This window comes from Palleronia pontilimi (assembly GCF_016412875.1).
Lineage (GTDB): Bacteria > Pseudomonadota > Alphaproteobacteria > Rhodobacterales > Rhodobacteraceae > Palleronia > Palleronia pontilimi.
This window is the reverse complement of record NZ_JAEKPD010000005.1, coordinates 102,850-128,218: the sequence shown is the minus strand read 5'-3', so window position 1 is coordinate 128,218 and position 25,369 is coordinate 102,850. Positions and strand designations below refer to the sequence as shown.

Annotated in this window: 23 protein-coding genes; 13 read left to right on the top strand and 10 right to left on the bottom strand. The window is 67.6% G+C overall.

All coding sequences use genetic code 11. The annotated features are described in order from the left end of the window. Positions 1 to 91 precede the first annotated feature (91 nt). Positions 92 to 1,303, bottom strand: coding sequence for a BaiN/RdsA family NAD(P)/FAD-dependent oxidoreductase (locus tag ILP92_RS05815; protein ID WP_198915514.1), 1,212 nt, complete (start codon positions 1,301 to 1,303; stop codon positions 92 to 94). Between the two features lie 129 nt (positions 1,304 to 1,432). Between ILP92_RS05815 and ftsW the strand changes: the two genes are divergently transcribed. The 13 genes from ftsW (at position 1,433) to recN (ending at position 15,409) form a co-directional block, all read left to right on the top strand. Beyond that, a complete protein-coding gene (ftsW, locus tag ILP92_RS05810) occupies positions 1,433 to 2,602 on the top strand; it encodes a putative lipid II flippase FtsW (RefSeq protein WP_198915431.1) in 1,170 nt (389 codons plus the stop codon). After that, positions 2,599 to 3,720: an undecaprenyldiphospho-muramoylpentapeptide beta-N-acetylglucosaminyltransferase gene (gene murG / locus ILP92_RS05805; RefSeq protein WP_198915430.1), complete on the top strand. Its 1,122-nt coding sequence runs from the start codon at positions 2,599 to 2,601 to the stop codon at positions 3,718 to 3,720. The genes ftsW and murG overlap by 4 nt, the downstream gene beginning before the upstream one ends. Positions 3,721 to 3,749: 29 nt before the next feature. Continuing rightward, a complete protein-coding gene (murC, locus tag ILP92_RS05800) occupies positions 3,750 to 5,150 on the top strand; it encodes a UDP-N-acetylmuramate--L-alanine ligase (RefSeq protein ID WP_198915513.1) in 1,401 nt (466 codons plus the stop codon). 1 nt (position 5,151) lies between these two features. Beyond that, on the top strand, positions 5,152 to 5,424 hold the full coding sequence (locus tag ILP92_RS05795) for a DUF2484 family protein (protein ID WP_198915429.1): 273 nt from the start codon (positions 5,152 to 5,154) through the stop codon (positions 5,422 to 5,424). Then, positions 5,421 to 5,666: a DUF2484 family protein gene (locus ILP92_RS05790; RefSeq protein WP_198915428.1), complete on the top strand. Its 246-nt coding sequence runs from the start codon at positions 5,421 to 5,423 to the stop codon at positions 5,664 to 5,666. The genes ILP92_RS05795 and ILP92_RS05790 overlap by 4 nt, the downstream gene beginning before the upstream one ends. A gap of 71 nt (positions 5,667 to 5,737) precedes the next feature. After that, positions 5,738 to 6,697 (top strand): UDP-N-acetylmuramate dehydrogenase, encoded by a 960-nt coding sequence (murB, locus tag ILP92_RS05785; protein ID WP_438361547.1) that lies wholly within the window; start codon positions 5,738 to 5,740, stop codon positions 6,695 to 6,697. Positions 6,698 to 6,733: 36 nt separating this feature from the next. Next, the gene (locus ILP92_RS05780; RefSeq protein ID WP_198915426.1) at positions 6,734 to 7,666 is read left to right on the top strand and encodes a D-alanine--D-alanine ligase; all 933 of its coding nucleotides are present in this window, start codon (positions 6,734 to 6,736) and stop codon (positions 7,664 to 7,666) included. Further along, positions 7,654 to 8,526 (top strand): cell division protein FtsQ/DivIB, encoded by an 873-nt coding sequence (locus tag ILP92_RS05775; RefSeq protein ID WP_198915425.1) that lies wholly within the window; start codon positions 7,654 to 7,656, stop codon positions 8,524 to 8,526. The genes ILP92_RS05780 and ILP92_RS05775 overlap by 13 nt, the downstream gene beginning before the upstream one ends. 3 nt (positions 8,527 to 8,529) lie before the next feature. Beyond that, a complete protein-coding gene (gene ftsA / locus ILP92_RS05770) occupies positions 8,530 to 9,867 on the top strand; it encodes a cell division protein FtsA (RefSeq protein ID WP_198915424.1) in 1,338 nt (445 codons plus the stop codon). Positions 9,868 to 10,041: 174 nt separating this feature from the next. After that, positions 10,042 to 11,640: a cell division protein FtsZ gene (ftsZ, locus tag ILP92_RS05765; RefSeq protein WP_198915423.1), complete on the top strand. Its 1,599-nt coding sequence runs from the start codon at positions 10,042 to 10,044 to the stop codon at positions 11,638 to 11,640. A 211-nt stretch (positions 11,641 to 11,851) separates the two neighbouring features. Next, positions 11,852 to 12,775 carry a UDP-3-O-acyl-N-acetylglucosamine deacetylase gene (lpxC, locus tag ILP92_RS05760; protein ID WP_198915422.1) on the top strand — a complete coding sequence of 308 codons (924 nt, stop codon included), beginning with the start codon at positions 11,852 to 11,854 and terminating at the stop codon, positions 12,773 to 12,775. A gap of 102 nt (positions 12,776 to 12,877) precedes the next feature. After that, positions 12,878 to 13,732, top strand: coding sequence for an outer membrane protein assembly factor BamD (locus ILP92_RS05755; protein ID WP_198915421.1), 855 nt, complete (start codon positions 12,878 to 12,880; stop codon positions 13,730 to 13,732). A gap of 27 nt (positions 13,733 to 13,759) precedes the next feature. Continuing rightward, positions 13,760 to 15,409 (top strand): DNA repair protein RecN, encoded by a 1,650-nt coding sequence (recN, locus tag ILP92_RS05750; RefSeq protein ID WP_198915420.1) that lies wholly within the window; start codon positions 13,760 to 13,762, stop codon positions 15,407 to 15,409. Between the two features lies 1 nt (position 15,410). Here recN and purF read toward each other — a convergent pair whose 3' ends face one another. From purF to ILP92_RS05705, 9 genes are all read right to left on the bottom strand, one after another. Next, entirely contained in the window at positions 15,411 to 16,907 is a 1,497-nt protein-coding gene (gene purF, locus ILP92_RS05745) for an amidophosphoribosyltransferase (RefSeq protein ID WP_198915419.1), read from the bottom strand. An 84-nt stretch (positions 16,908 to 16,991) separates the two neighbouring features. Then, positions 16,992 to 17,585, bottom strand: coding sequence for a LysE family translocator (locus tag ILP92_RS05740; RefSeq protein WP_198915418.1), 594 nt, complete (start codon positions 17,583 to 17,585; stop codon positions 16,992 to 16,994). A gap of 19 nt (positions 17,586 to 17,604) precedes the next feature. Further along, a complete protein-coding gene (locus tag ILP92_RS05735; protein ID WP_198915417.1) occupies positions 17,605 to 18,162 on the bottom strand; it encodes a CvpA family protein in 558 nt (185 codons plus the stop codon). Between the two features lie 12 nt (positions 18,163 to 18,174). Then, positions 18,175 to 19,539 (bottom strand): DNA repair protein RadA, encoded by a 1,365-nt coding sequence (gene radA, locus ILP92_RS05730; RefSeq protein ID WP_198915416.1) that lies wholly within the window; start codon positions 19,537 to 19,539, stop codon positions 18,175 to 18,177. Positions 19,540 to 19,575: 36 nt separating this feature from the next. Then, positions 19,576 to 20,352 carry a DNA repair protein gene (locus ILP92_RS05725; RefSeq protein WP_198915415.1) on the bottom strand — a complete coding sequence of 259 codons (777 nt, stop codon included), beginning with the start codon at positions 20,350 to 20,352 and terminating at the stop codon, positions 19,576 to 19,578. A gap of 376 nt (positions 20,353 to 20,728) precedes the next feature. Beyond that, entirely contained in the window at positions 20,729 to 21,766 is a 1,038-nt protein-coding gene (gene alr / locus ILP92_RS05720) for an alanine racemase (RefSeq protein WP_198915414.1), read from the bottom strand. Between the two features lie 246 nt (positions 21,767 to 22,012). Beyond that, positions 22,013 to 22,801, bottom strand: coding sequence for a DUF1194 domain-containing protein (locus tag ILP92_RS05715; protein ID WP_198915413.1), 789 nt, complete (start codon positions 22,799 to 22,801; stop codon positions 22,013 to 22,015). 51 nt (positions 22,802 to 22,852) lie between these two features. After that, positions 22,853 to 24,346, bottom strand: coding sequence for a replicative DNA helicase (locus tag ILP92_RS05710; RefSeq protein ID WP_198915412.1), 1,494 nt, complete (start codon positions 24,344 to 24,346; stop codon positions 22,853 to 22,855). 225 nt (positions 24,347 to 24,571) lie between these two features. Beyond that, on the bottom strand, positions 24,572 to 25,246 hold the full coding sequence (locus ILP92_RS05705) for an orotate phosphoribosyltransferase (protein WP_198915411.1): 675 nt from the start codon (positions 25,244 to 25,246) through the stop codon (positions 24,572 to 24,574). Between the last annotated feature and the right edge of the window lie 123 nt (positions 25,247 to 25,369).

Here is a 25,369-nt window from a genome sequence, read left to right as displayed (position 1 = left end):
GCCATAAGTGCATGAAGAACAGGGATGAATTGACGAGGGCCGTTCCATCGCTGTTCCGGAAATACTCACGGCGCGACGTCGGCCCCGCGCGTCATCCGCGGGCCTTTCGCGCCGCGATCGCCTGGCCCGCCGCCCAGCCCGAAGACCAGGCCCACTGGAAGTTGTAGCCGCCCAGCCAGCCGGTGACGTCCACGGCCTCGCCGATGGCGAAGAGGCCGGGGCAGGACCTGGCCTCCATGGAGGTCGAGTTGAGCCCTGACGTGTCGATGCCGCCCAGCGTGACTTCCGCGGTTCGATAGCCTTCGGTGCCCGATGGCGTGATGCGCCAGCGGCGGATGCGCTCGATCAGCCGGTCCAGCGCGGCGTCGCCGCAATCGCCGATATTCGCGGGCAGCGACATCTCTTCGGCCAGGGCCGTTGCCAGTCGGGCGGGCAGATGCTGACCCAGGATCGTCGCGGGCGATTTGCGGCCGGTGGACTGGCGCGCGGATTTCAGCGCGGGCAGGGTGCGCGCGTCGGGATCGAGGTCGATCGTGACCGGCTGGCCCTCGTGCCAGTAGCTCGAGGCTTGCAGGACCGCCGGGCCCGACAGGCCGCGATGGGTGAAGAGCAGCGCTTCGTCGAAGGCCGGGCCGTCGGCCTGGACGCGGGCCGGGGTGGCGACGCCCGCCAGCGCCTTCAGCGCGTCGAGCGGTGTGCCCGAGAAGGTGAAGGGCACGAGCCCGGGGCGCGTGTCCAGCACGTCCAGTCCGAACTGGCGGGCCAGCTTATAGGCCAGGCCGGTGGCGCCCATCTTGGGGATCGAAAGCCCCCCTGTGGCCAGCACCAGGTGGTCGCAGGCAAGGGTGATTTCGCGGCCCTCGCGGCTCACGCGGACCAGAAAGCCGTCGGGGCCGTGCGCGACCTCGTCGATGCGGGTCTGCAACCAGAGCTCGGCCGTCGCCGCGTCCATCTCGGCGCGCAGCATGGCGATGATGTCCTTCGCCGAGCGGTCGCAAAAAAGCTGGCCCAGCGTCTTTTCGTGCCAGGCGATGCCGTGGCGCTGCACCAGGTCCAGGAAGTCCCATTGCGTGTAGCGCGACAGGGCCGACTTGGCGAAATGTGGGTTGGCGGACAGGAACGCATCGGGATCGCAGCCGGTATTGGTGAAATTGCAGCGCCCGCCGCCGGATATGCGGATCTTCTCGCCCGGCGCCTTGGCGTGGTCCAAGACCAGCGTTCCCGGGCCCGCATGGGCCGCGCACATCATCCCGGCGGCACCTGCGCCGAGGATCACCGTCTTATACCGTGTCGAATTCGCCATCATCGGGGCCAAACCATGCAGCGATGCCCCGCGCAAGGGGCCAAAGAGGCTGGATCGGTGCGCGTCCAGTCGCTAGACTCGGCTTCGAGACCCGGAAAACGGGCGGTTGAGGCAATTGGCGGTACATCCATGACGGAAATGGTCTATGGGACGATGCCCGCGCGCGCGGGTGATCCGATCCTTCCCCGGTGGTGGCGCACCATCGACAAGTGGGCGCTCAGCTGCGTGCTGATGCTGTTCGGCGTGGGGCTGCTGCTGGGCCTTGCGTCGTCCCCGCCGCTGGCCGCGCGCAACGGGTTCGAGCCGTTTCACTACGTCCAGCGGCAGGCGTTCTTCGGCGGCGTGGCCCTTGTGGCCATGATCATCACCACGATGATGTCGCCCACCATGGTGCGGCGCCTGGCGGTGCTGGGCTTCGCGGTGTCTTTCGTGGCGATGATGGGCCTGCCCTTCGCGGGCACCGATTTCGGCAAGGGCGCCGTGCGGTGGTATTCGCTGGGTTTTGCATCGCTGCAGCCGTCGGAATTCCTGAAGCCGGGCTTCGTGGTCGCGGCGGCGTGGATGATCTCGGCCAGCCAGCACCTGGGCGGCCCGCCGGGCAAGTCGCTGAGCTTCGCGCTGACCATTGCCATCGTGCTGATGCTGGCGCTGCAGCCCGATTTCGGCCAGGCCTGCCTGATCCTGTTCGCCTGGGGTGTGATGTATTTCGTGGCGGGCGCCCCCATCGTCCTGCTGCTGGGGCTGGCGGGCGCGGTCGCCTTTGCGGGGACCATCGCCTATTCCAATTCCGAGCATTTCGCCCGCCGGATCGACGGGTTCCTGTCGCCCGATCTCGACCCCACCACGCAGCTGGGCTACGCCACCAACGCCATCCAGCAGGGCGGCTTTTTCGGCGTGGGCGTGGGCGAGGGGCAGGTGAAGCAATCGCTGCCCGATGCGCATACCGATTTCATCATCGCCGTCGCGGCCGAGGAATACGGCCTGCTGCTGGTGCTCTTCATCATCGCGCTTTACGGCACCATCGTGGTGCGCTCGCTGATCCGGCTGATGCGCGAGCGCGATCCGTTCATCCGGCTGGCGGGCACCGGGCTTGCCTGCACCTTCGGCGTGCAGGCCATGGTCAACATGGGCGTCGCGGTGCGGCTGCTGCCCGCGAAGGGCATGACGCTGCCCTTCGTCAGCTACGGCGGCTCGTCGCTGATCGCGGGCGGCATCGCGGTGGGGATGCTGCTGGCCTTCACGCGCACGCGCCCCCAGGGCGAGATCCGCGATATCCTGCTGACGCGGGGGGCTTCTTGAGCGCGCCACTGGCCATACTGGCCGCGGGTGGCACCGGCGGGCACATGTTCCCCGCCCAGGCGCTGGCCGAGGAGCTTCTGGCGCGCGGCTGGCGGGTGAAGCTCAGCACCGACGCGCGCGGTGCGCGCTATGCGGGCGGCTTCCCGGATGCGGTCGAGATCGAGGTCGTGCCCTCCGCCACCACGGCGCGGGGCGGTCTGAAAGGCAAGCTGGCCGCGCCCTTCAAGATCCTGGCCGGGGCGTGGCGCGCGCGCGCGTCGATGAAACGCGACCGGCCCGCCATCGTGGTGGGCTTCGGCGGCTATCCGTCGATCCCGGCGCTGCTGGCGGCCACCCGGCTGAAGCTGCCGACGCTGATCCACGAGCAGAACGGCGTGCCGGGCCGGGTGAACCGGCTCTTCGCCAGCCGCGTCGACGGCTTTGCTTGCGGGGTTTGGCCCACGGACCTGCCCGATGGCGTCGAGGGCTATTTCACCGGAAACCCGGTGCGCAGCGCGGTGCTGGCGCGGGCTGGCGCGGGCTATATTCCGCCCGGCGACTACCCGATGGCGCTGCTGGTGATCGGCGGCAGCCAGGGCGCGCGCATCCTGTCGGACGTGGTGCCCGGCGCGGTCGCCAGCCTGCCCGAGGACCTGCTGCGCAACCTGCGCGTCGAGCACCAGGCCCGCGGCGAGGACGAAGAGCGTGTGCGCGCCTTCTACGACCAGCACGGCATCAGCGCCGAGGTCGCGCCCTTCTTCGAGGACATCGCCCGCCGCATCAGCGAGGCGCAGTTGGTCATCAGCCGCGCGGGCGCGTCGTCGGTGGCGGACCTGGCGATCATCGGCCGCCCGTCGATCCTGGTGCCCTTCGCCGCCGCCGCGGGCGACCACCAGACCGCCAACGCGCGGGCGCTGTCGGGTGCGGACGCGGCCATCGTGATCCCGGAATCGAAGCTGACCGAAGCCACGCTGGCCGACGCGATCGAGACCATTCTTTCCCAGCCCGACGCCGCCCAGCGCATGGCGCGCAGCGCGCAGGGCGTGGGCCGCCCCGAGGCCGCGCAGGACCTGGCGGATCTGGCGACACAGATTGCCGGGCTGGACATTTACTCCGATGAAAGGGCAGAGCAGCCATGAAACACGAAACCATCGCACCCGGATACGCCATGACGCCGCGCCCGACCAAGCTGCCCACCCAGATGGGCCCGATCCATTTCGTCGGCATCGGCGGCATCGGCATGTCGGGGATCGCGGAAGTGCTGCTGTCTCACGGCTACACGATCCAGGGATCGGACCAGAAGGCCAGCAAGATCACCCAGCGGCTGGAAAAGCTGGGCGCGACGGTGTTCGAGGGCCAGAGCGCCGAGAACCTGGACGGTGCCGAGGTCGTCGTGATCTCGTCCGCGATCAAGCCGGGCAACCCCGAGCTTGACGCCGCCCGCGCGCGCGGGTTGCCGGTGGTGCGGCGGGCCGAGATGCTGGCCGAGCTGATGCGGCTGAAATCCAACATCGCCGTGGCGGGCACCCACGGCAAGACCACGACGACCACGATGGTCGCCGCCGTGCTGGACGAGGGGGGCATCGATCCGACGGTCATCAATGGCGGCATCATCCACGCCTATGGCTCGAACGCGCGCATGGGCAAGGGCGAGTGGATGGTGGTCGAAGCGGACGAGTCCGACGGCACCTTCAACCGCCTGCCCGCCACCATCGGCATCGTCACCAATATCGACCCCGAGCACATGGAACACTGGGGCACCGAAAAGGCGCTGCACCAGGGGTTCCTGGATTTCGTGTCGAACATCCCCTTCTACGGCCTGGCCGTGTGCTGCACCGACGACGCCGACGTGCAGGCGCTGGTCGGCAGGATCCGGGATCGCCGCGTCGTGACGTTCGGCCTGAACGCACAGGCGGATGTTCGGGCGATCAACCTGACCTACAAGAACGGCGTGGCGCATTTCGACATCGCCCTGCAGGACGAAGGCGCCGTGATCGAAGGCTGCGAGCTTCCCATGCCAGGCGATCACAACGTGTCGAACGCGCTGAGCGCCGTCGCCGTCGCCCGCCACCTCGGGATGGAGCACGACGAGATCCGGCGCGCGCTGGCCAAGTTCGGCGGCGTCAATCGCCGCTTCACCCGCGTGGGCACGCCCGGCGGCGTCACCATCATCGACGATTACGGCCACCACCCGGTCGAGATCGCCGCCGTTCTGAAGGCCGCACGCCAGGCCACGGAAGGTCGCGTCATCGCCGTGCACCAGCCGCACCGCTATTCGCGGCTGCATTCGCTGTTCGACGATTTCTGCTCGTGCTTCAACGATGCCGACGTGGTCGCCATCGCCGAGGTCTATGGCGCCGGCGAAGAGCCCATCGAGGGCGCGTCGCGCGACGACCTGGTGGCGGGTCTGATCCAGCATGGCCACCGTCACGCCCGCGCGCTGCAATCCGAAGACGACCTGGAGCGGCTGGTCCGCGAGCAGGCGCGCCCCGGCGACATGGTCGTGTGCCTGGGCGCGGGCACCATCAGCACCTGGGCGGGCAACCTGCCCGCGCGGCTGGAAAGCTGAGATGACGACGGCGCTGACACTGGCCTGCCTATGGGTGCTGGCGGCCGCGGCCACGGCGATGCTGCCCATGCGGCGGCAATACGTGCCCGGCATCGCCTTGCTGGTGGTGGCACCTGTGTTGCTGGTCTTCGTGGCCAAGGCGCACGGGCTGTGGGTGACGGTTGCCTGCGTCGTGGCGCTGCTGTCCATGTTCCGCAATCCGCTGATCTACTTCGCGCGACGCGCCATGGGCCTGCCCGTCAGCTTGCCCGAGGAGCTGGAGCGCGACAGGTGAGCCCCGCGCTGGTTGCCGCCTTCGCCTGGCTGGCGGGAGCGAACGTGATCGCGATGCTGCCCAGCAAGCGCCAGCACTGGCCCTCGGCCTACGCTCTGATGGCCGTGGGCGCGCCGCTGGCCGCGTGGCTGTGGCTGACGGTGGGCCTACTGGCCGCGGGACTGTTCATGCTCGCCGCGGCGTCGGTGCTGCGCTGGCCCGTGGTCTATGCCGCGCGCTGGGTGCGGGCGCGCCTTCGCTGAGCGGGCGCGCCGGGTTTTGACGACGGGGATTAAGGTATTTGGGGAAAGATGAAGCAGGGGAATGCGCCATGATGGATCTGCCGCGCGTGCGGGGACGGCTGACGCCGGATCGGTCGTTGGCCGATCTGACCTGGCTGCGCGTGGGCGGTCCAGCGGATGTCCTGTTCCAGCCCGCCGATCTTGAGGACCTGCAGGACTTCCTTCGCGATCTTCCGGACGACGTGGACGTGTTTCCCATGGGCGTGGGCTCGAACCTGATCGTGCGCGACGGCGGGCTGCGCGCGGTGGTGACCAGGCTGGGCCGCGGCTTCAACGGGATCGAGGTGGCGGGGGACCTGGTCCATGCGGGTGCGGCGGCGCTGGACGCCCACGTGGCGCGCAAGGCGGCGGAAGCGGGGCGCGACCTGACCTTCCTGCGCACCATCCCCGGCGCGATTGGCGGGGCGGTGCGGATGAACGCGGGCTGTTACGGGTCCTACGTGTCGGATCACCTGGTCGAGGTCCAGGCCGTGACGCGGGGCGGCGACGTGGTCACGATCCCCGCGGCGGATCTGAAGCTGGCCTACCGGTCCAGCGAGTTGCCCGAGGGCTGGGTGCTGACTCGGGCGACCTTCCGGGCCGCTGCGGGCGACCCCGCCGATCTGGCCGCGCGGATGGACGACCAGCTGGCCCGACGCGACGCGACGCAGCCCACGAAGGATCGCAGCGCGGGGTCGACCTTTCGCAACCCGGCGGGCCACAGCTCGACCGGGCGGGCGGGCGACACGCACGAGCTGAAGGCGTGGAAGGTGATCGACGATGCCGGGCTCAGGGGGGCCACGCGGGGCGGCGCGCAGATGTCGCCGAAGCATCCGAATTTCCTGGTGAACACCGGGGGCGCCAGCGCCGCGGACCTGGAAGGCCTGGGCGAAGAGGTCCGCGAAAAGGTCTTCCAAAACAGCGGCATTCGTCTAGAGTGGGAAATCAGACGGGTGGGTGAGCCTGACCCGTCGGGGCAAAGCGGTGCGAAATCCGCGTCCGAACAAGAATAAGCGCCTGAAAACGGGCGAAACACACGAGTGGCGGGTATGTCGAGCAGGGCACACCCCAAAGTGGCGGTACTTCTGGGCGGACCCTCGGCAGAGCGCGAGGTGTCGTTGTCCACCGGGCGCGAATGCGCCACCGCACTGCGGGGCCAAGATTATGATGTGATCGAGGTGGACGCCGCGTCCGACCTTGCCATTCGCCTTTCCGATATCCAGCCGGACGTGGTTTTCAACGCGCTGCATGGCCGCTGGGGCGAGGATGGCTGCGTCCAGGGCCTGCTGGAATGGATGCAGCTTCCCTATACCCATTCGGGCGTGCTCGCCTCGGCCTTGGCGATGGACAAGGAGCGCACCAAGGATGCCTATCGCAAGGTCGGGCTGCCCGTGGTGCCGTCGGTGCTGGCCTTGTCGCGGCACGTGCGCAGCGGCCACGTCATGGACCCGCCCTACGTCGTGAAGCCCTATAACGAGGGGTCGAGCGTCGGGGTCTACCTGGTGGACGCCGATGCAAACGGGCCGCCGCAACTGGCCGATGACATGCCCGAATTGGTGATGGTCGAACGGTTCGCGCCGGGGCGCGAGCTGACGACGACGGTGCTGGGCGCGGGGCCAATGGGCGAGGCGCGGGCGCTGGGCGTCACCGATATCCTGACCGATGGCTGGTACGACTACGACGCCAAGTACGTCGAGGGCGGATCGCGCCACGTGATCCCCGCCGACGTTCCGCCCGAGGTCCACGCCGCCTGCCTGGACTACGCCATGCGCGCCCACGAGGTGCTGGGCTGCCGGGGCGTGACGCGCACCGATTTCCGCTGGGACGAGGCGCGCGGGCTGGACGGGCTTGTGCTGCTCGAGACGAACACGCAGCCGGGCATGACGCCCACATCGCTGGTGCCCGAACAGGCCGAGCATGCGGGCATGGGGTTCGGCGCGTTGTGCGACTGGATTGTGAAGGATGCCTCATGCCTGAGATGACGCCGCTTCCGCGCGACCCCGCGCCCTCGCGCCTGGCATACCGGATGCAACGGCTGGCGCTGACGCCGGGCATGCGGCGGGCCTTCGTCTTCGGTCTGCCCGCGGCATCGCTGTCGCTGATCGTGGCGCTGGCGCTGTCGGACCAGGGCCGCCGCGATGCCATGGGTCTGTGGTGGCAGGACGTGAAGGCCGAAATCCAGCAGCGCGAGGAGTTCATGGTCAAGCTGATGGCCATCGACGGCGCGTCGGACAGCATCGCGCAGGACATCCGGGAAGTCGTGCCGCTGGATTTCCCCATGAGCTCGTTCGACCTGGACCTGGCCGGGATCCAGGCCGAGGTCGCCGGGCTCGACGCGGTGAAGAAGGCCGATATCCGCATCAAGCCCGGCGGCGTGCTGCATATCCAGATCGCCGAGCGCGTGCCCGCCCTGGTCTGGCGCAACAGCGACGGGCTGGAGTTGATCGACGCGACCGGCAAACGGGTGTCGGCGCTCGAGCATCGGGCCAAGCGTGCCGATCTGCCGCTGGTCACCGGCAAGGCCGCCGACCGCGCGGCCGCCGAGGCGCTGGATCTTCTGGCGGCGGCCGCACCGCTGCAGAAGCGCATCCGGGGCCTTGTGCGGGTGGGCGAGCGTCGCTGGACGCTCGTGCTGGACCGCGACCAGCGGATCCTTCTGCCCGAGGTCGACCCGGTGAGCGCGCTGGAACAGGTGATCGCGGTGGACGAGGCGCAGGAATTGCTGGGGCGCGACGTGGTGCTCGTGGACATGCGCCGCCCGGCGCGGCCCACGGTGCGTCTGGTGCCCGACAGCGCCAAGATCCTGCGACAGATCAAGCTCGACGAGTTGGGAGACGACTGAGACATGGCCGATTTCTACGAATCCCAGCGGGCGATGCGGTCGATGCGCAAGGCGGCGTTGCAGCGCGGCGTGATCGCGGTGCTCGACGTGGGCACGTCGAAGGTGGCGTGCCTGGTTCTGCGCTTCGACGGGCCGGACCATTTCAAGGCCAGCGACGGCGTGAATGCCATGGCGGGCCAAAGCGCCTTTCGCATCGTGGGCGCGGCGACGACCCGGTCGCGCGGGGTGCGCTTCGGCGAAATCGACGCCATGCCCGAAACCGAACGCGCCATCCGCACCGCGGTGCAGGGCGCGCAGAAGATGGCGCAGATCCGGGTGGACCACGTGATCGTCACGATCTCGGGTGGTGCGCCGCGCAGCTACGGGCTGGCGGGACAGGTGGACGTGGAAGGCGGCCCGGTCAGCGAGCAGGACGTGGCGTCCTGCATGGCCGCCTGCGACGTGCCCGATTTCGGCGAGGGCCGCGAGGTGCTGCACGCGCACCCGGTGAATTTCGCGCTGGATCACCGCTCGGGCATGGGCGATCCGCGCGGCCACCGGGGCAGCACGCTGGCCTGCGACATGCACCTGCTGACGGTGGACAGCAACACGGTCGCCAGCGTGATCTATTGTCTCAAGCGCTGCGACCTGGAAGTCGCGGGCATCGCGTCGTCGTCCTATGTCAGCGGCATTTCCAGCCTGGTCGAGGACGAGCAGGAGCTGGGTGCCGCCTGTGTCGACCTGGGCGGCGGGGCCACCGGCCTGTCGATCTTCATCAAGAAGCACATGATCTATTCGGACAGCGTTCGGATGGGCGGCGACAACATCACGTCGGACATCGCGAAGGGCCTGCAAGTGTCTCTGGCCACGGCCGAGCGGCTGAAGACGTTGCATGGCGGTGTGGTTGCCACGTCGATCGACGATCGGGACAGGATCGCGCTGGGCGGTGCCGAAACCGGCGACTGGGACCGCGACCAGCGCACGGTCAGCCGGGCCGAGCTGATCGGCATCATGCGCCCGCGTGTCGAGGAAATCCTGGAAGAGGTCCGCGCGCAGCTGGACGCCGCCGGGTTCGATCATCTTCCCAGCCAGCAGATCGTGCTGACGGGCGGTTCGAGCCAGATCCCCGGCCTTGACCACCTGGCGCCGCGAATCCTTGGCCAGCAGGTGCGTATCGGGCGACCTTTGCGCGTTTCGGGTCTGCCCGAGAAAGCCACCGGCGCGGCCTTCGCCAGCGCCGTCGGGTTGTGCCTGTTCGCGGCGCACCCGCAAGACGAGTGGTGGGATTTCGAAATTCCCGCCGACCGATACCCCGCGCGCTCGCTTCGTCGGGCGGTAAAATGGTTCAAAGACAATTGGTAAACACGATATCTTGATGTTCTATCTAAACTCCGCTGAATCGATGCGCCTGAAACCCCATATTTTGTGGCGCTTTCGTGTTTTTCGGATGACGGGAACGGCGGATTTCGGTAGACTCGACAATAATTGGCGAAAAACCCGGGCAAAAGACCGGGATTGAAAACAGGCGGACACCCCATGACATTGAATCTTTCCTTGCCCCAACGCGACGAGCTGAAGCCCCGCATCACCGTGTTCGGTGTCGGTGGGGCGGGCGGCAACGCCGTCAACAACATGATCGAAAAGCAGCTTGATGGGGTCGAGTTCGTCGTTGCCAACACCGACGCCCAGGCGCTGAGCCAGAGCAAGGCCGCGACCAAGGTGCAGATGGGTGTGAAGGTGACCGAAGGTCTGGGCGCAGGCGCGCGGGCCGCCGTCGGGGCCGCCGCCGCCGAGGAAAGCATCGAGGAAATCGTCGACCACCTGGCGGGCGCGCATATGTGCTTCATCACCGCCGGGATGGGCGGCGGCACCGGGTCCGGCGCCACCCCGATCATCGCGCAGGCCGCGCGCGAGCTTGGCGTCCTGACCGTCGGCGTCGTCACCAAGCCCTTCCAGTTCGAAGGCAACAAGCGCATGGCCCAGGCCGAAGAGGCCATCGAGGCGCTGCAGAAGATGGTCGATACGCTGATCATCATCCCCAACCAGAACCTGTTCCGCCTGGCCAACGAAAACACCACCTGCACCGACGCCTTCGGCATGGCCGACGACGTGCTCTACCAGGGCGTCAAGGGCGTCACCGACCTGATGGTGCGCCCCGGCATGATCAACCTGGACTTCGCCGACGTCCGCTCGGTGATGGACGAGATGGGCAAGGCCATGATGGGCACTGGCGAGGCCGAGGGCGAGGATCGCGCGCTGAAGGCCGCCGAGCTTGCCATCGCCAACCCGCTGCTGGACGAAATCAGCCTGAACGGCGCCAAGGGCGTGCTGATCAACGTGATCGGCGGCTACGACATGACCCTGTTCGAGCTGGACGAGGCCGCGAACGTGATCCGCGACAAGGTGGACCCGGACGCCAACATCATCGTCGGCTCGACCCTTGACGACAGCATGGAAGGCCGGATGCGCGTCAGCGTCGTGGCGACCGGCATCGACGTGATCGAAAAGCCCGCCGAGACGCCGGTGCCGCGTCGCCGCCTGGCCGAGCCGCTGCACGCGGGCCGGACCGACAGCGCGCCCGCCGAAACCCCCGCCCCGCGCCCCGCGGTCGTCGCGGCCGCCGAGCCCGAGATGGACGAGCCCGAGATGGCCGCTGCCGACGACGAGCCGGACTTCTTCGCGAGCTTCAAGACCACGAACCGCGACGCCCCCGACGGGGATGCGCTGTTCGGTGCGCCCGAAGACGACGCCGACGTGCCGCCCCCGGCCTATTCCGGCGAGCCGGTTCGCCGTACCGCAAAGCCGGGCGAGCCGTCGCCCGAAGCCCTTGCGCGCCTGGAGAAGGCCGTGCGCAGGGCTCCCGGTGCGCCGCAGCCCGGCCCGTCCACCGCGCCGCGTCTTGGCGCCCCCCAGCCCTCCATGTCCGGTGCCGCGGCCGAGCGCCCGCGCTTCGGGATCAACTCGCTGATCGGACGGATGACGGGCCAGCCCGACGCCGACCGGCAACAGGCCAGCGCGCCCCAGACCGCGCGTCGCCCCCAGCCGCAACCCCAGCGCGCGGAACTGAGCGACGAGGCCCAGGGCGACCAGGATCGCATCGAAATTCCCGCGTTCCTGCGTCGCCAAGCGAACTGAAACACCGATTTATCGTGAGCAGGGGGCCGGTTTCGACCGGCCCTTTTTCTATGTCTTTCAGTTGCTTGGGGATAATTAATCACTGATCGGCAAAAAATCGCCAAATGCGATCCGGCCCTGTTACAGCGCGTTGCAATGGTTGATTTGAGAAGCAATCCCCCCGCGCCTACATCACTTTCAACCAAGCCCGACGAGGCAGGAGTGAGGCGCAATGCAGAAAACTTTAAGAAAAGCGATCACGTTTTCCGGGGTCGGTCTGCACTCGGGCCGTCCCGTCACGATGACGCTGCGCCCCGCCGCCGCCGAGTTCGGGATCTGGTTTCGCCGCACCGATATCACACATCGCAACGCCCTGATCCCCGCCCATTGGAGCCTGGTCGAGCAGGGTGAGCTGTGCACCCGCATCGTCAATGCCGACCGCGTCGATGTCTCGACCGTCGAGCATGTCATGGCCGCCGTCGCCGGATGCGGCATCCACAACCTGGTCATCGATGTGGATGGTCCCGAGGTCCCGATCCTCGACGGCTCGAGCGCGGGCTTCGTGCAGGCCATCCTGCGGACCGGGCTTCAGTCGCTCGACGCCCCAGTCCGGGCGTTGAAGATCCTTCACACGGTCGAAGTCCGTAACGGCGCGGCCTGGGCCCGGCTCGAGCCCGCCGACGCGCTCGAGATCGACTTTCATATCGACTTCACCGATGCCGCGATTGGGCGCCAGGACAAGTGCCTGACGGTCGCCAACGGGGCCTTCGTGCGGGAACTTGCCGACAGCCGCACCTTCTGCCGACAGTCCGACGTCGACGCCATGCGCGCCCGCGGTCTGGCGCTGGGCGGCACGCTCGAGAATGCGGTGGTGGTCGATGGCGCCGATGTCCTGTCGCCGGGCGGCCTGCGCCACAAGGATGAAGCGGTGCGTCACAAGATGCTGGATGCGCTGGGCGATCTGGCCCTGGCGGGCGCGCCGATCCTGGGTCGCTACACCGGCGTGCGCTCGGGCCACGCCATGACCAACACCCTGTTGCGCGCGTTGTTTTCGGATCCCGGCGCGTGCCGGATGGTCGAGGTCGACGCCCCCACCGAAGCGCGTCTGCCCGGCGCAGGGTTGCGCCGAAGCGACGCACAGCGTCTCGCGGCCTGAGCGGATCGTCCTTAGGCGTTTTGCCCGCGATTTTTCTATGCTAGACCGTTGTCCACAGCCGCGACATCGGTCGCGCCACGGACAGTAGGGGCCACGCAGGACATGTCGGCTTTGACGGGGATCACGCGCATCATCTGTATCGCGGCGCTGGGCCTGAGCCTTGGCGGGTGCAGTCGGCTTGGCCTGAGTGGCCTGGCCAGTCGCGACAAGCCGCTCGAGGGCTATTCCGCCGAAGAGATCTACAAGCGTGCCGAATTCGAGCTGGAAGACAGCAATCCCGACGAGGCCGCGCGCTTCTTCGGCGAGGTCGAGCGCCTGTATCCCTATTCCGAATGGGCCAAGCGCGCCCTCGTGATGCAGGCCTTCGCCTATCACCGCGACCGCGATTACGAGGCGGCGCGCACGTCCGCCCAACGCTACCTGGATTTCTTCCCGGGCGGCGAGGACGCGGCCTATGCGCAGTATCTGTTGGCGCTCAGCTACTACGACCAGATCGACGACGTCGGCCGCGACCAGGGCCTGACCTTCCAGGCGTTGCAAGCCTTGCGCGCGGTGATCGAGACCTATCCCGACAGCGAATACGCCCGGGCGTCGATCCTGAAATTCGACCTGGCCTTCGACCACCTGGCCGGCAAGGAAATGGAAATCGGGCGCTACTATCTGAAGCGCCAGCATTTCCCCGCCGCCATCAACCGCTTCCGCGTCGTGGTCGAGCAGTTCCAGACGACCACCCACACGCCCGAGGCGCTACTGCGCCTGGTCGAAGCCTACCTGTCGCTGGGCCTGACGGACGAGGCCCAGACCGCGGGCGCGATCCTGGGCTACAATTACCAGTCGACGCCCTGGTACGAGGACGCATATGCCCTGCTGACGGGCCGCGGCCTGTCGATGGAGCCGCGTGGCGACAACTGGTTGAGCACGGTGTACCGTCAGGTTCTGCGCGGCGAGTGGCTGTAAGACCCGACCTGTTTCGAAAGCCCTGACATGCTGCGCGGTCTTGATATCCGGGACATGCTTCTCATCGACCGGCTGGAGCTCGAGTTCCAGCCGGGTCTGAACGTGCTGACCGGCGAGACGGGGGCGGGCAAGTCGATCCTGCTGGATTCGCTTGGCTTCGTGCTGGGCTGGCGGGGCCGGGCGGAGCTGGTGCGCAGCGGCGCCGAGCGGGGCGAGGTCACGGCGTGGTTCGACCTGGCCGCGGATCATCCGGGCCGCGCCGTGCTGGAAGAGGCCGGGTTCGAGGTCGAGGACGAGCTGGTCCTGCGCCGCGTGAACACAGCCGACGGACGCAAGACTGCGTGGATCAACGATCGCCGCGCCTCGGGCGACGTGCTGCGGCGGCTGTCGGGAACGCTGGTCGAATTGCACGGCCAGCACGACGACCGGGGCCTGCTGGACCCGAAGGGGCACCGGATGCTGCTGGACGCGTTCGCGGGCAACGCGGATCTGCTGGCGGAGGTGGGGCAGGCGTGGCGCGCGCGGGCCGAGGCCGCGCGGACCCTGGCACGGGCCGAAAAGGCGCTGGACGAGCTGCGCGCGGAAGAGGACTTCCTGCGCCACGCGGTCGGCGAGCTCGACGCGCTCGAGCCCGAGCCGGGCGAGGATGCGGTGCTGGACGCCCGTCGCCGCCAGATGCAGGCCGGTGCGCGCATCCGCGAGGATATCTCGCGCGCGCTGGATGCGCTGGGCAGCTCGGGCGCCGAAGGCCCGATGCTGGACGCGTCGCGATGGCTGGATGTGGCGGCGCCTCACGCCGAGGGGCGCCTCGACGCGCCGATCGAGGCGCTGGCGCGCGCCCTGCACGCCCTGGCCGAGGCCGAGCAGGGCACGGCGCGGGCGCTGGACGCGCTGGAGTTCGACCCGAACGAGCTGGAGCGCGTGGAAGAGCGGCTGTTCGCGCTGCGTGGCCTTGCGCGCAAGCACGAGGTGCGGCCCGATGAGTTGGCCGATCTGGCCGATACGTTGCGCACCCGGCTTCAGGCGCTGGAGGGCGGCGCCGAGGATATCGCGGGTCTCAGGGCCGCATTGGCTCAGGCAGACGCGGCCTACGCGCGCGCCGCCGATGCCCTGGGTGTCGCGCGACGGGATGCGGCCGGGAAGCTCGACGCCGCCATGCGGGCCGAGCTTGCGCCCCTGAAGATGGAGCGGGCGATCTTCGAGACGAAGATTACGCCGCAAGAGGGCGGTCCGACCGGTGCCGACAGTGTCGAGTTCACGGTCGCCACCAATCCCGGTGCGCCGTCGGGCCCCTTGGGCAAGATCGCGTCGGGCGGCGAGCTGTCGCGGTTCCTGCTGGCGCTGAAGGTCTGCCTGACCGACGCCGAGACCGGGCTGACGCTGATCTTCGACGAGATCGACCGCGGCGTGGGTGGCGCGACGGCCGATGCCGTGGGCCGACGGCTGGCATCCCTTGCGGCCGGCGCGCAGGTGCTGGTCGTGACCCATTCGCCGCAGGTGGCCGCGTTGGGGCAGCATCACTGGCGGGTGGAGAAGCGCGTGATCGGCGAGATGACCACGTCGAACGTGGTCCCGCTGGACACCACCGCCCGCGTGGACGAGGTGGCGCGCATGTTGTCGGGGGACAAGATCACCGACGAGGCCCGCGCGGCGGCGCGGACCCTGCTGGCGGGCTAGATCACTCGGCCGCGGTCTTCATCTGGAAACCCTGCTCGATCCGGTCCGACGGCGTTACCGGGTAGTCGCCCGAAAAGCAGGCATCGCAATATTGTGGCGATTTGGCGTCGCGGCCGTCGGCTTCGCCCACCGCGCGGTACAGCCCGTCCAGCGAGATGAAGCGCAGCGAATCCACGCCCAGATGCTGGCACATCTCGTCCTCGGACATGGAGGCGGCCAGCAGCTTTTCCCGCTCGGGCGTGTCGACGCCGTAAAAGCACGGCCACGCGGTGGGGGGCGACGCGATGCGGAAATGCACTTCCTTCGCGCCCGCATCCAGGATCATCTCGCGGATCTTGATCGACGTGGTCCCGCGCACCACGCTGTCGTCCACCAGGACCACCCGCTTGCCCCTGATGAGCGCGCGGTTGACGTTCAGCTTCAGCCGTACGCCCATGTTGCGGATCTGCTCGGTCGGCTCGATGAAGGTGCGGCCCATATACTGGTTGCGGATGATCCCCATGCCGTAGGGGATGCCGGATTCCTGGCTGAAGCCGATCGCGGCGGGCGTGCCCGAGTCGGGCACCGGGCAGACCAGGTCGGCGTCGACCGGCGCTTCGCGCGCGAGCTCGACGCCGATATCGCGGCGGGTTTCATAGACCGAGCGACCGCCCAGGATGCTGTCGGGGCGCGAGAAATAGACATGCTCGAAGATGCAGAAGCGCGGCTTGCGGGGGGCGAAGGGGCGGTGGCTGGCGATCTCGCCATCCTCGATCACGACCATCTCGCCCGGCTCGATCTCGCGCAGGAACTCGGCGCCGCAGATGTCCAGCGCGCAGGTCTCGGAGGCCAGCGCGTAGCCGTCGCCAAGCCGACCCAGCACCAGCGGCCGCACACCCAGCGGATCGCGCACGCCGATCAGCTTGGTGCGGGTCATGGCGACGATGGAAAACGCGCCTTCCACCCGGCGCAGCGCGTCCTGCATCCGCTCGGGCACGCGGCGTTGCAGGGATCGCGCCATCAGGTGGATGATGCATTCGCTGTCGCTGGCCGACTGGAAGATGCTGCCCGCGCCGATCAGCTCGCGCCGCAGCGCGTCCGCGTTGACGATGTTGCCGTTATGGGCGATCGCCGCACCGCCCATGGAAAATTCACCGAAGAAGGGCTGCACGTCGCGGATCTGCGATGTGCCCTTGGATCCGGCGGTGGAATAGCGGACATGGCCGATGGCCAGCGCGCCGGGCAGCGTTTCCATCAGCGATTGCTTGGTGAAATTGTCGCGCACGTAGCCGAAGCGCCGGGCCGAGGTGAAGCCGTGATCGGGGTGATAGGCGACGATGCCGCCGGCCTCTTGCCCGCGATGCTGCAGCGCGTGCAGGCCGAGCGCCACGAAATTCGCGGCATCGGCGACGCCCGACACACCGAACACGCCGCATTCCTCGTGCAGCTTGTCGTCGAGCCCTGCATCGCGCAGGTGGCTGGTGTCGAACGGATGGGCAGGGGGCAGTTGGGCGCGCATGATTGGGTCCCGACTCTGTGGCAGCAGATGGGTGGGTATGTATGGCGGCTTGGCGCCACTGTCACCCCTCGGCGCGATCCCGGGTCAGTTTATCAAGCCAGGCAGCATCGACAGGACCAGAAGTGTGGCCATGACGCCATTGAACAGGCGCAACCGGATCAGGCTGGTCAGGGCGCGCCGCAATTGCTGTCCCATGGCGGTCCAGGCCGAGACCAGCGGAAGCGACACAAGGCCGAAAGTGCCCGCGACGATCAGGACCGACGGGGTGGCGCGGTCGGGGGCGTAGAGCGTCACGGCGCTCAGACCCATGGCCCAGGCCTTAGGGTTCACCCACTGGAACGCCGCGGCCTGCAGGAACGAGAAGGGGCGCGCCCCGGCTTCGGCCTGGCCGGGGGCGGCGGCGGTCGCGATGCGCCAGGCAAGATAGAGCAGATAGACCACGCTCAGCGCCGTCAGGATCGTGTAGCTGGGCGGCCAGGCGTCGAACACGCGCATGATGCCCAGGCCCACCAGCGCGATCATCAGCGTGAAGCCGAAGGTGATCCCCAGCATGTGCGGTATGGTGCGGCGAAATCCGAAATTCGCGCCAGAGGTCATCAGCATCAGGTTGTTCGGCCCCGGCGTCGCGGTCGAAACGACCGCGAAGACCAGAAGCGCCAGGTAAAGCTCAAAGCTCATCCTTGCGGTCGGGCGGGGGTCAGCCGCCCTCGCAGACGCTGACCAGGTTCTCGTACTGGCCGACGATCCAGCCCGGGGCGTCGTCGGGGATCGCCTGGTCCAGGTCGCCTTGCGAGCGGGCGAAGATCTTGGCGGTGCGGCTATCGTCGACCATGGGAATGGACTCCGTGGCGACCACGCGGTCGTAGACGATCATAGCGACCGCGACCAGAAGCACGCCGCGTGCCACGCCGAACAGGAAGCCCAGCCCCTGGTCGACCCCGCCCAGGGCCGATTCGCGCACCGCGCCGGACAGAAGCGGGGTGAAGATCGACGCGATGACCAGCGCGATCGCGAAAACGATCGCGAAGGCGGCGATGATCGACAACTCGCACGAGTCGCCGACGAAATCGCCGAGCACCGGCAGCTCCCTGACAAGGGGCTGGGCCATGGGGGCCAGTACGAAGGCCGCGATGGCCGCGACGATCCAGCCGACGATGGCCATCGCTTCGCGCACGAAACCGCGGCTATAGGCCAGGATCGCCGAGACGACGATGACGGCGGCCACGATGCCGTCGATGAGAGTGAAACCTTCCATGGGATCCGATCCTTATCCGGCGCCGAACATGTCGCCCACCAATCCGGCCAGGTCGGGATAGCTTTTCAGGGCCATCCCGCTCTTGGCCATCCGCTTGGTGGAGACGGGCGCGATTGCGGTCGAAAAACCAAGTTTCGCGGCCTCTTTCAACCTGTTTTCCGTCTGACCGGCCGGACGCAGCGCGCCAGACAGGCTGATCTCGCCGAAAACCACCGATTGCGGCGGCAGGGCGACGTCTTCGCGGGCGCTCAGAAGCGCGAGCGCCACGGCCAGGTCTGCGGCCGGTTCACGTACGCGCAGCCCGCCCGCGATGTTAAGATACACGTCCAGCCCCGCGAAGGGGATGGCGCAGCGCGCTTCCAGCACCGCCAGGATCATCGCCAGCCGCCCGGTGTCCCAGCCCACGGCCGACCGGCGCGGCTGGGCGTGGGGCGTGGGGGCCACCAGCGCCTGGATCTCGCACAGAACAGGGCGCGAGCCCTCGATGCCCGCGAAGACCGCACTGCCCGCGCTGGGACGTTCGTGGTCGCCCAGAAACAGCGCACTGGGGTTGGCGACCTCGGCCAGACCGCCGCCGGTCATCTCGAAGACGCCGATCTCGTCGGCGGGGCCGAAGCGGTTCTTGACCGCGCGCAGGATGCGGAACTGGTGGCCGCGCTCGCCTTCGAAATAAAGCACGGTGTCCACCATGTGCTCGACCACGCGGGGGCCCGCGATCTGGCCTTCCTTGGTGACGTGACCCACCAGAACGACCGATATTCCGTGGCGCTTGGCGAAGGTCGTGAGCTCGTGCGCCGCGGCGCGGACCTGGCTGACCGAGCCCGGCGCGCTGTCCACGTTGTCGGCCCACATGGTCTGGATCGAATCGATGATGGCCAGCGCGGGTTTCTCGGCCTCGAGCGTGGTCAGGATCTCGCGCAGGTTGGTCTCGGCGGCCAGTTGGACGTCGGCCTTGCCCAGACCCAGCCGCTGGGCCCGCATCCGCACCTGGGCGCTGGCCTCTTCGCCGGAGACGTAGATCACCTTCAGCCCCGATCCCGCGAAGGCGGCGGCGGCCTGCAGCAGAAGGGTGGATTTGCCGATGCCCGGATCGCCGCCCACAAGGACGGCCGATGCGGGCACCAGCCCGCCGCCCAGCACGCGGTCAAGCTCGCCCATGCCCGACCGGGTGCGCGGCGGCGGGGCTTCTTCGGCGGCAAGATCCGTAAGCGCCATGCCGCGTCCGCGCTTGTTGCCCAGCGATTTCGACGCGGGCCCGGTGGACAGGCCCGCGTCTTCCACGATGGTGTTCCACGCGCCGCAGGCGTCGCAGCGGCCGGACCACTTGGTATAGCTGGCGCCGCAGGCGGTGCAGTGAAAGGACGGGGTTTTGGCCATGCGCCCTTCTGCCCCTTGGGGGCGGCGGGGGCAAGGTTACTCGGCGGCCATGCCCTTGTGCGCAGCGGCGGGCATCGCGATGATGTTGTGCGCCGTGCGCGAGCGGGTGAAGCCCAGGTCGCGCAGCAGGTCGCCGAACTCGTCTTCGAGCTGGGACATGCGGCTGTCCATCATGTCGCCGTCCATCGCCACGGCGTCGCGCTGGCGGCGCAGGTCGCGGCAGATCTTCAGCGCCCGCTCGAACCGGTCTTCGAACAGCGCGGCCTCTTCCTGGCGATGGGCCAGGAAGCCGCGCGCGCGGGCGACGTTTTCGTCGCTGTAGGTTTCGGCCAGGTCACGGCTGGCATAGGACATCTCGGACGCGGCTTCGAGCACGTCGGGTTCGAGATTGCCGAGGTCGGGATGCTGCCGCAGATAGAGGATCCGCTCTTTCACGGCGTCGAATTGCTCGGACAGGGTGAAGACGCCCTGGCGGTCGGCGGCATGGCAGATGCGATAGGCTTCGGCCACGTCGGACATGGTGATGCTGAAATCGCGGTGGGTCCGCTCGAGGTCGAGGACACGCAGGCCGGACGGCAGGCAGGCCACGACCGCGAGCAGGAAGATCGCAAGGCCGACCTGGATCGCCAGCCCCGCTTGCGGATAGATCGTGTCGCCGAATTGCAGCGGCAGGGTCAGGACGGGAAGATAGCCCAGCACACCCGCGAGCGTCGCAAGACCAAGCGCCAGCGCGGCAACCGCGACGAGGCTGGAGGCCACCCACTGCACCTGTGCGGCCAACGTGCGACGAAAGGTCTTTGCTTTGGTCGACATCGATTCTTTCCCCCAATTACACAGTATAAGCGATTTTTCGCTTACCGTGTTTAAGTTTTTTGCGAAGCGTTGGTTCCGGCAATTAATTTTTCGTCAGGACTGTGTGCTCCGCGGCCCGCAATGGGCACGAAATTCGGGGCTATTGCGGGCTTTTTCACTCTCTGTCTCGAGTCTCGAGTTTGACAGAAGTGCGCGCATGTCGTCGTTGACCGCGGTCAATATCTTTTTTTTGAGCAAGGTTTTCAGCATCAAATCGACGCGAGTCGCACGAGCGGCTCCCCACCCGACACTGGATGTGACGGGGAAAACCGCGTGTGACCCGCCAGCGGAAAACAATGCGACTAGATCGGCCCGATTGTTGCGCAATCGTGGCTGATCAGGAGTATTCGCGCCGGTAGCGCGCGCCGAGCGAGGTCAGGATTTCGTAGCCGATCGTGCCTGCCGCATCCGCCAGGTCGTCGATGCCCTGCTGCGCGCCGAGCAGCTGCAGGGTGTCCGGCGCCGTGTCGAGATGGGTCACATCCACCGTCAGCATGTCCATCGACACACGACCGGCCAGCGGGCAGGGGGTGTCGTCGGCGAACACGACCGCGTTGTCGCCCATGGCCCGGATAAGCCCGTCGGCATAGCCCGCCTGGACGGTCGCCACGCGCGCGGCCTGGTCGGCCAGCCAGGCGGCGCCGTAGCCGACCGTCTCGCCAGCCGCCACATCGCGGATCTGGATCACCGGCGCGTTCAGATACGCCACGGGCTGCGCATCGGCGAAGGGCAGCCCGCCGTAAAGGCCGATGCCGGGACGGGTGGCGTCGAAATGGTAGTCGGCGCCCAGCAGGATGCCGCCGGTGGCCGACAGCGACAGCGTGGTGTCGAGCCCTTGGGTCATTTCGCGGAAAGCGGCCAATTGCCGGGCGTTCATGGCGTCATCGGGCTCGTCGGCGCAGGCCAGGTGGCTCATGACCATGCGCGGCCCCTGCGGAATGACGATGCCACGGGCGGCGGCCCATTCGGCAGGCTCCAGCCCCAGCCGGTTCATGCCGCTGTCGATCTGGACGCCGAAGGCATGGCCCGGCAGCGTTTCGAAATGGCGCGTCATCTGTTCGATGGAATTCAGCAGCGGGATCAGCCGCGCATCGCGCAGCATGTCGGAATCGCCCGCCATGTGGCCCGAGAAGACGAAGATCTCAGGGCCTTCGCCCAAAGCGTCGCGCAAGCTGACACCTTCTTCGGCCTGCGCCACGTAGAATTGCCGCGCGCCCGCATCCGCCAGCGCCCGCGCCACGCGCGCCACGCCCAGCCCGTAGCCATCGGCCTTTACCACGGCGCCGGTTTCGACGGTGTCGGCCGAAAGCTTGTCCAGCGCGCGCCAGTTGGCGGCCAGCGCCTCGAGGTCGATTTTCAAATGTGCCTGCGCCATGCCCGCTTCTCCGGAGTTTCGCTTTGTCCGACGCCCTTCATCGGGGTGCTGCTCTTGGTGGCCCGCGGTGGCGGGACGCCGTTGTTTTCAGGGCTAAACCAGAATGCGGGCCCGGTGCGAGTCGGTGTGGAACGCCGTTCGAACGTACCAGCGCAGCACGCCGTACGCCACGATAGCCCTTCTGCCTGGTGGACCGCCAAGTCCCGCATCTTCGCAACCGCATGTGTCGGACCGGTGATAAGCGGTTCACGGCAACTCGTAAACGCGGTTCCGACGCCAGATCTTCTCGCCGATCAGGCAATCATAGGCGTCCGGCAGGATGGCCTGCGCCTGCCAGAGCCGCGGCGTGTCGCCCGCGATTTCCAGGATGAGCTTGCGCTTGATGGCGGGAGCGAATTCCACCCAGGACAGCACCGGAAGGACGAAGGCACCGGGCCCGCCGATCACGCAGGCACGATAGTAGTCGTCGAGATTTTCCAGATGCCAGCGCGTCCCGATCCCGTCGCGCGTCATCAGCGGCAGACCGTTCACCACGATCCCGGCGGCCACCGCCCTGTCGCGCGCGATGCGCACGTCGCCACCGTGGTTGTTGGGCCCGTCACCCGAGATGTCGATCACCCGCCGCAGCCCGTCGATGTCGTTTTCGTTCAGGGTGTTTATCCCGTAGCCGAGCGCGCCCGAGATCGACGTGCGCCGCATGGAATTGCGGAACGTGGCGTCGATGGCGCCCGCGAAGGCGCGCGCGTCGGCTGCGCTGTCGATGATCGTCCAGTCCACGACGGGGCGGATGGAATCCGCGCCCGCCCATTCCACGTAGGACAGCGCGATGCGTCCCGTCAGTCCGTTCAGGATGGCGTCGATCACCTCGGGATCGCTCAGCGCCTCGGCGTAGCCGCGCCGCTGGATTTCCAGCTCGCGCGGCGACATCGAGCGCGACACGTCCACCAGCAGCAGAAGTTCGAGATCCACTTCGTTGGTTTGCGCGGGCACCATCGGGGCCCAGAGCGTCAGGAAGAGGATCAGAAGACAGCGCATGCCTCTAGGGAACCAAGGCGCTGGCCCCGTGTCCAGTCACGACGGCGTGGCCTAGAGATCGCCGCCGCCCTGCTGCCAGGGCTGCACCAGGTTGCCGAAGCGGGTGAAGCGGCCCTCGAAGCTCAGGTCGACCGATCCGATGGGGCCGTGACGCTGCTTGCCGATGATGACCTCGGCCTTGCCATGCAGGCGCTCCATCTCGTCCTGCCAGGTCGCCATCTTTTCCAGCTCGTGATCGCCGGGCTTTTCGCGTTCCTTGTAGTATTCTTCGCGGAACACGAACATCACCACGTCCGCGTCCTGCTCGATCGAGCCCGATTCGCGCAGGTCGGAAAGCTGCGGGCGCTTGTCCTCGCGGCTTTCCACCTGGCGGCTGAGCTGCGACAGCGCAACCACGGGGATGTCCAGTTCCTTGGCGATGGCCTTCAGGCCCTGGCTGATCTCGGAAATCTCGTTCACGCGGTTGTCGTTCTTGCCGGTGCCCTTGATCAGCTGCAGGTAGTCCACCACCAGGACGTCCAGCCCGTGCTCGCGCTTGAGCCTGCGGGCGCGCGCGGCCAGCTGGCTGATCGGCAGGGCGGGGGTGTCATCGATGTAAAGCGGGCAGGCTTCCAGCGACTTTGCGGCTTCGACGAAGCGGCGGAATTCGCCCTCGTTCATGTCGCCGCGGCGGATCTGTTCGCTCGGCACCTCGCTGGCCTCGGACAGGATCCGCGCGGCCAGCTGCTCGGCGCTCATTTCCAGTGAAAAGAAGCCCACCACGCCGCCATCGACGGTGCCTTCGGCGCCGTCCGGGCGGATGCCCTTCTTGTAGGCCTTGGCGATGTTGAACGCGACATTGGTGGCCAGCGACGTCTTGCCCATGGAGGGACGCCCGGCAAGGATCAGCAGGTCGGACTTGTGCAGACCGCCCAGCTTCTTGTCGAGATCCACCAGCCCGGTGCTGACGCCGGCCAGCCCGCCTTCGCGCTGGTAGGCGGCGTTGGCGACGTTCACCGCGTCGGTGACGGCGCGCAGGAAGGACTGGAAGCCCTGGCCCGATTGCCCGGCCTCGCCCAGCTTGTAGAGCGCCTGCTCGGCATCGACGATCTGCTCCTTCGGCTCGCAGGACACGTCGACCTTCGCGGCCTTGTCCGAGATGTCGCGGCCCAGCTGGATCAGCTTGCGGCGGATCGCCAGGTCATAGATCACCTGCGCGTAATCGCGCGCGGCGTAGCTGGAGATCGCGGCCCCCGCGAGACGCACCAGGTATTGCGGACCGCCCAGCTCGGCCATGCCGGGCTCGCCTTCCAGGAACGACTTCAGCGATACGGGGCTTGCGACCTGGTTCTTGGCGATCCGGGCCGAGGCGATTTCGAAGATCCGCGCGTGGATCGGATCGTAGAAATGCGTCTCGTTGATGACCGACGCGACCCGGTCGTAGACGTCGTTGTTGGTCAGGATCGCGCCCAGGAGCTGTTGCTCGGCGTCGATATTGTGCGGCAGAAGCGCCGCGGCGTCGTCGGCCTTTTCGCCGTGTTCCGCGAACCGCGAGATCTCGTTCATGTTCCTGCTCCCTTGCCCCCCGGCGCCCTTGGGTTAGCGCCCAATCCCGGCGTCTCGCAAGATGGGATAAGCCACTTGGGCAGATTATTTCCGCCACCTTATCTGGTGCGCCTTTTGCAGCCTATCACAAGATCCGCGATACCGTGACAGCTTTTCGCCCGGGCCAGAAGCTATCCCGGACTTATGCCACCGACCCATCCACATCTGTGGACGAATCCTTCCGTCTCAGCCGCGCGCGGCCTGCCAGGCGCGCGGGTCGCGCAGGAAAGTCTCGACGCCCTGCAGGGTTTCGTCGTCGAAACTGCCCCGCGCGCGGGCCGCGGCCAGAACGTCCCACCAGGTGCACAGGCTGTGCAGCGCCACACCGTGATCGCCCAGCGTCTTTTCCGTTTCCGGGAAGATGCCGTAGCTGAAGATGACGGCCGTATGGGCGCAGGTCGCGCCGGTGTCGCGAATGGCGTCCACGAAGCTCAGCTTCGAGCCGCCATCGGTGGTCAGATCCTCGACCAGAAGCACGCGCTGGCCTTCGGTCATCACCCCTTCGATCCGCGCGTTGCGCCCGTAGCCCTTGGGCTTCTTGCGCACGTAGCTCATCGGCAGGGCCATCCGCTCGGCCACCAGCGCGGCAAACGGGATGCCCGCCGTCTCGCCGCCCGCGACGTTGTCGAACGCCTCGAACCCCGCGTCGCGCATGACGGTGACGGTCAAAAAATCCATCAGCGTGCTGCGGATGCGCGGATACGAGATCAGCTTGCGGCAATCGATATAGGTGGGCGACGGCAAGCCGCTGGCCAAGGTGAAGGGCTCGCGCGCGTTGAAATGCACGGCGCCGATTTCCAGCAGCATTCCGGCGCTGAGACGCGCGATCTCGTCGCGGGGCGGAAAGGACGTGGGGATCATAACGCGCTCCTCGGGGCAGCTTTCGCCCTGATTAGGCCACCGGCCCGGGCGCGCCAAGCCCCCCGATCTCGGTCAATGTCGCGGGCGTTGCTTCCAGGTATTTAAGGACCAGTGATGCCAGCA

Excerpts from the sequence above, each read along its gene's own strand:
- recN (WP_198915420.1), top strand. The coding sequence starts at position 13,760 with ATGCTGCGCGGTCTTGATATCCGGGACATGCTTCTCATCGACCGGCTG.
- ILP92_RS05780 (WP_198915426.1), top strand. The coding sequence starts at position 6,734 with ATGTCGAGCAGGGCACACCCCAAAGTGGCGGTACTTCTGGGCGGACCC.
- radA (WP_198915416.1), bottom strand. The coding sequence starts at position 19,539 with ATGGCCAAAACCCCGTCCTTTCACTGCACCGCCTGCGGCGCCAGCTAT.
- ILP92_RS05710 (WP_198915412.1), bottom strand. The coding sequence starts at position 24,346 with ATGAACGAGATCTCGCGGTTCGCGGAACACGGCGAAAAGGCCGACGAC.
- lpxC (WP_198915422.1), top strand. The coding sequence starts at position 11,852 with ATGCAGAAAACTTTAAGAAAAGCGATCACGTTTTCCGGGGTCGGTCTG.
- ILP92_RS05755 (WP_198915421.1), top strand. The coding sequence starts at position 12,878 with ATGTCGGCTTTGACGGGGATCACGCGCATCATCTGTATCGCGGCGCTG.
- ILP92_RS05795 (WP_198915429.1), top strand. The coding sequence starts at position 5,152 with ATGACGACGGCGCTGACACTGGCCTGCCTATGGGTGCTGGCGGCCGCG.
- alr (WP_198915414.1), bottom strand. The coding sequence starts at position 21,766 with ATGGCGCAGGCACATTTGAAAATCGACCTCGAGGCGCTGGCCGCCAAC.
- ILP92_RS05815 (WP_198915514.1), bottom strand. The coding sequence starts at position 1,303 with ATGGCGAATTCGACACGGTATAAGACGGTGATCCTCGGCGCAGGTGCC.
- ftsZ (WP_198915423.1), top strand. The coding sequence starts at position 10,042 with ATGACATTGAATCTTTCCTTGCCCCAACGCGACGAGCTGAAGCCCCGC.
- ILP92_RS05715 (WP_198915413.1), bottom strand. The coding sequence starts at position 22,801 with ATGCGCTGTCTTCTGATCCTCTTCCTGACGCTCTGGGCCCCGATGGTG.
- ILP92_RS05740 (WP_198915418.1), bottom strand. The coding sequence starts at position 17,585 with ATGAGCTTTGAGCTTTACCTGGCGCTTCTGGTCTTCGCGGTCGTTTCG.
- murC (WP_198915513.1), top strand. The coding sequence starts at position 3,750 with ATGACGCCGCGCCCGACCAAGCTGCCCACCCAGATGGGCCCGATCCAT.
- ILP92_RS05705 (WP_198915411.1), bottom strand. The coding sequence starts at position 25,246 with ATGATCCCCACGTCCTTTCCGCCCCGCGACGAGATCGCGCGTCTCAGC.
- ILP92_RS05775 (WP_198915425.1), top strand. The coding sequence starts at position 7,654 with ATGCCTGAGATGACGCCGCTTCCGCGCGACCCCGCGCCCTCGCGCCTG.
- ftsA (WP_198915424.1), top strand. The coding sequence starts at position 8,530 with ATGGCCGATTTCTACGAATCCCAGCGGGCGATGCGGTCGATGCGCAAG.
- ILP92_RS05725 (WP_198915415.1), bottom strand. The coding sequence starts at position 20,352 with ATGTCGACCAAAGCAAAGACCTTTCGTCGCACGTTGGCCGCACAGGTG.
- murB (WP_438361547.1), top strand. The coding sequence starts at position 5,738 with ATGGATCTGCCGCGCGTGCGGGGACGGCTGACGCCGGATCGGTCGTTG.
- purF (WP_198915419.1), bottom strand. The coding sequence starts at position 16,907 with ATGCGCGCCCAACTGCCCCCTGCCCATCCGTTCGACACCAGCCACCTG.
- ftsW (WP_198915431.1), top strand. The coding sequence starts at position 1,433 with ATGACGGAAATGGTCTATGGGACGATGCCCGCGCGCGCGGGTGATCCG.
- ILP92_RS05735 (WP_198915417.1), bottom strand. The coding sequence starts at position 18,162 with ATGGAAGGTTTCACTCTCATCGACGGCATCGTGGCCGCCGTCATCGTC.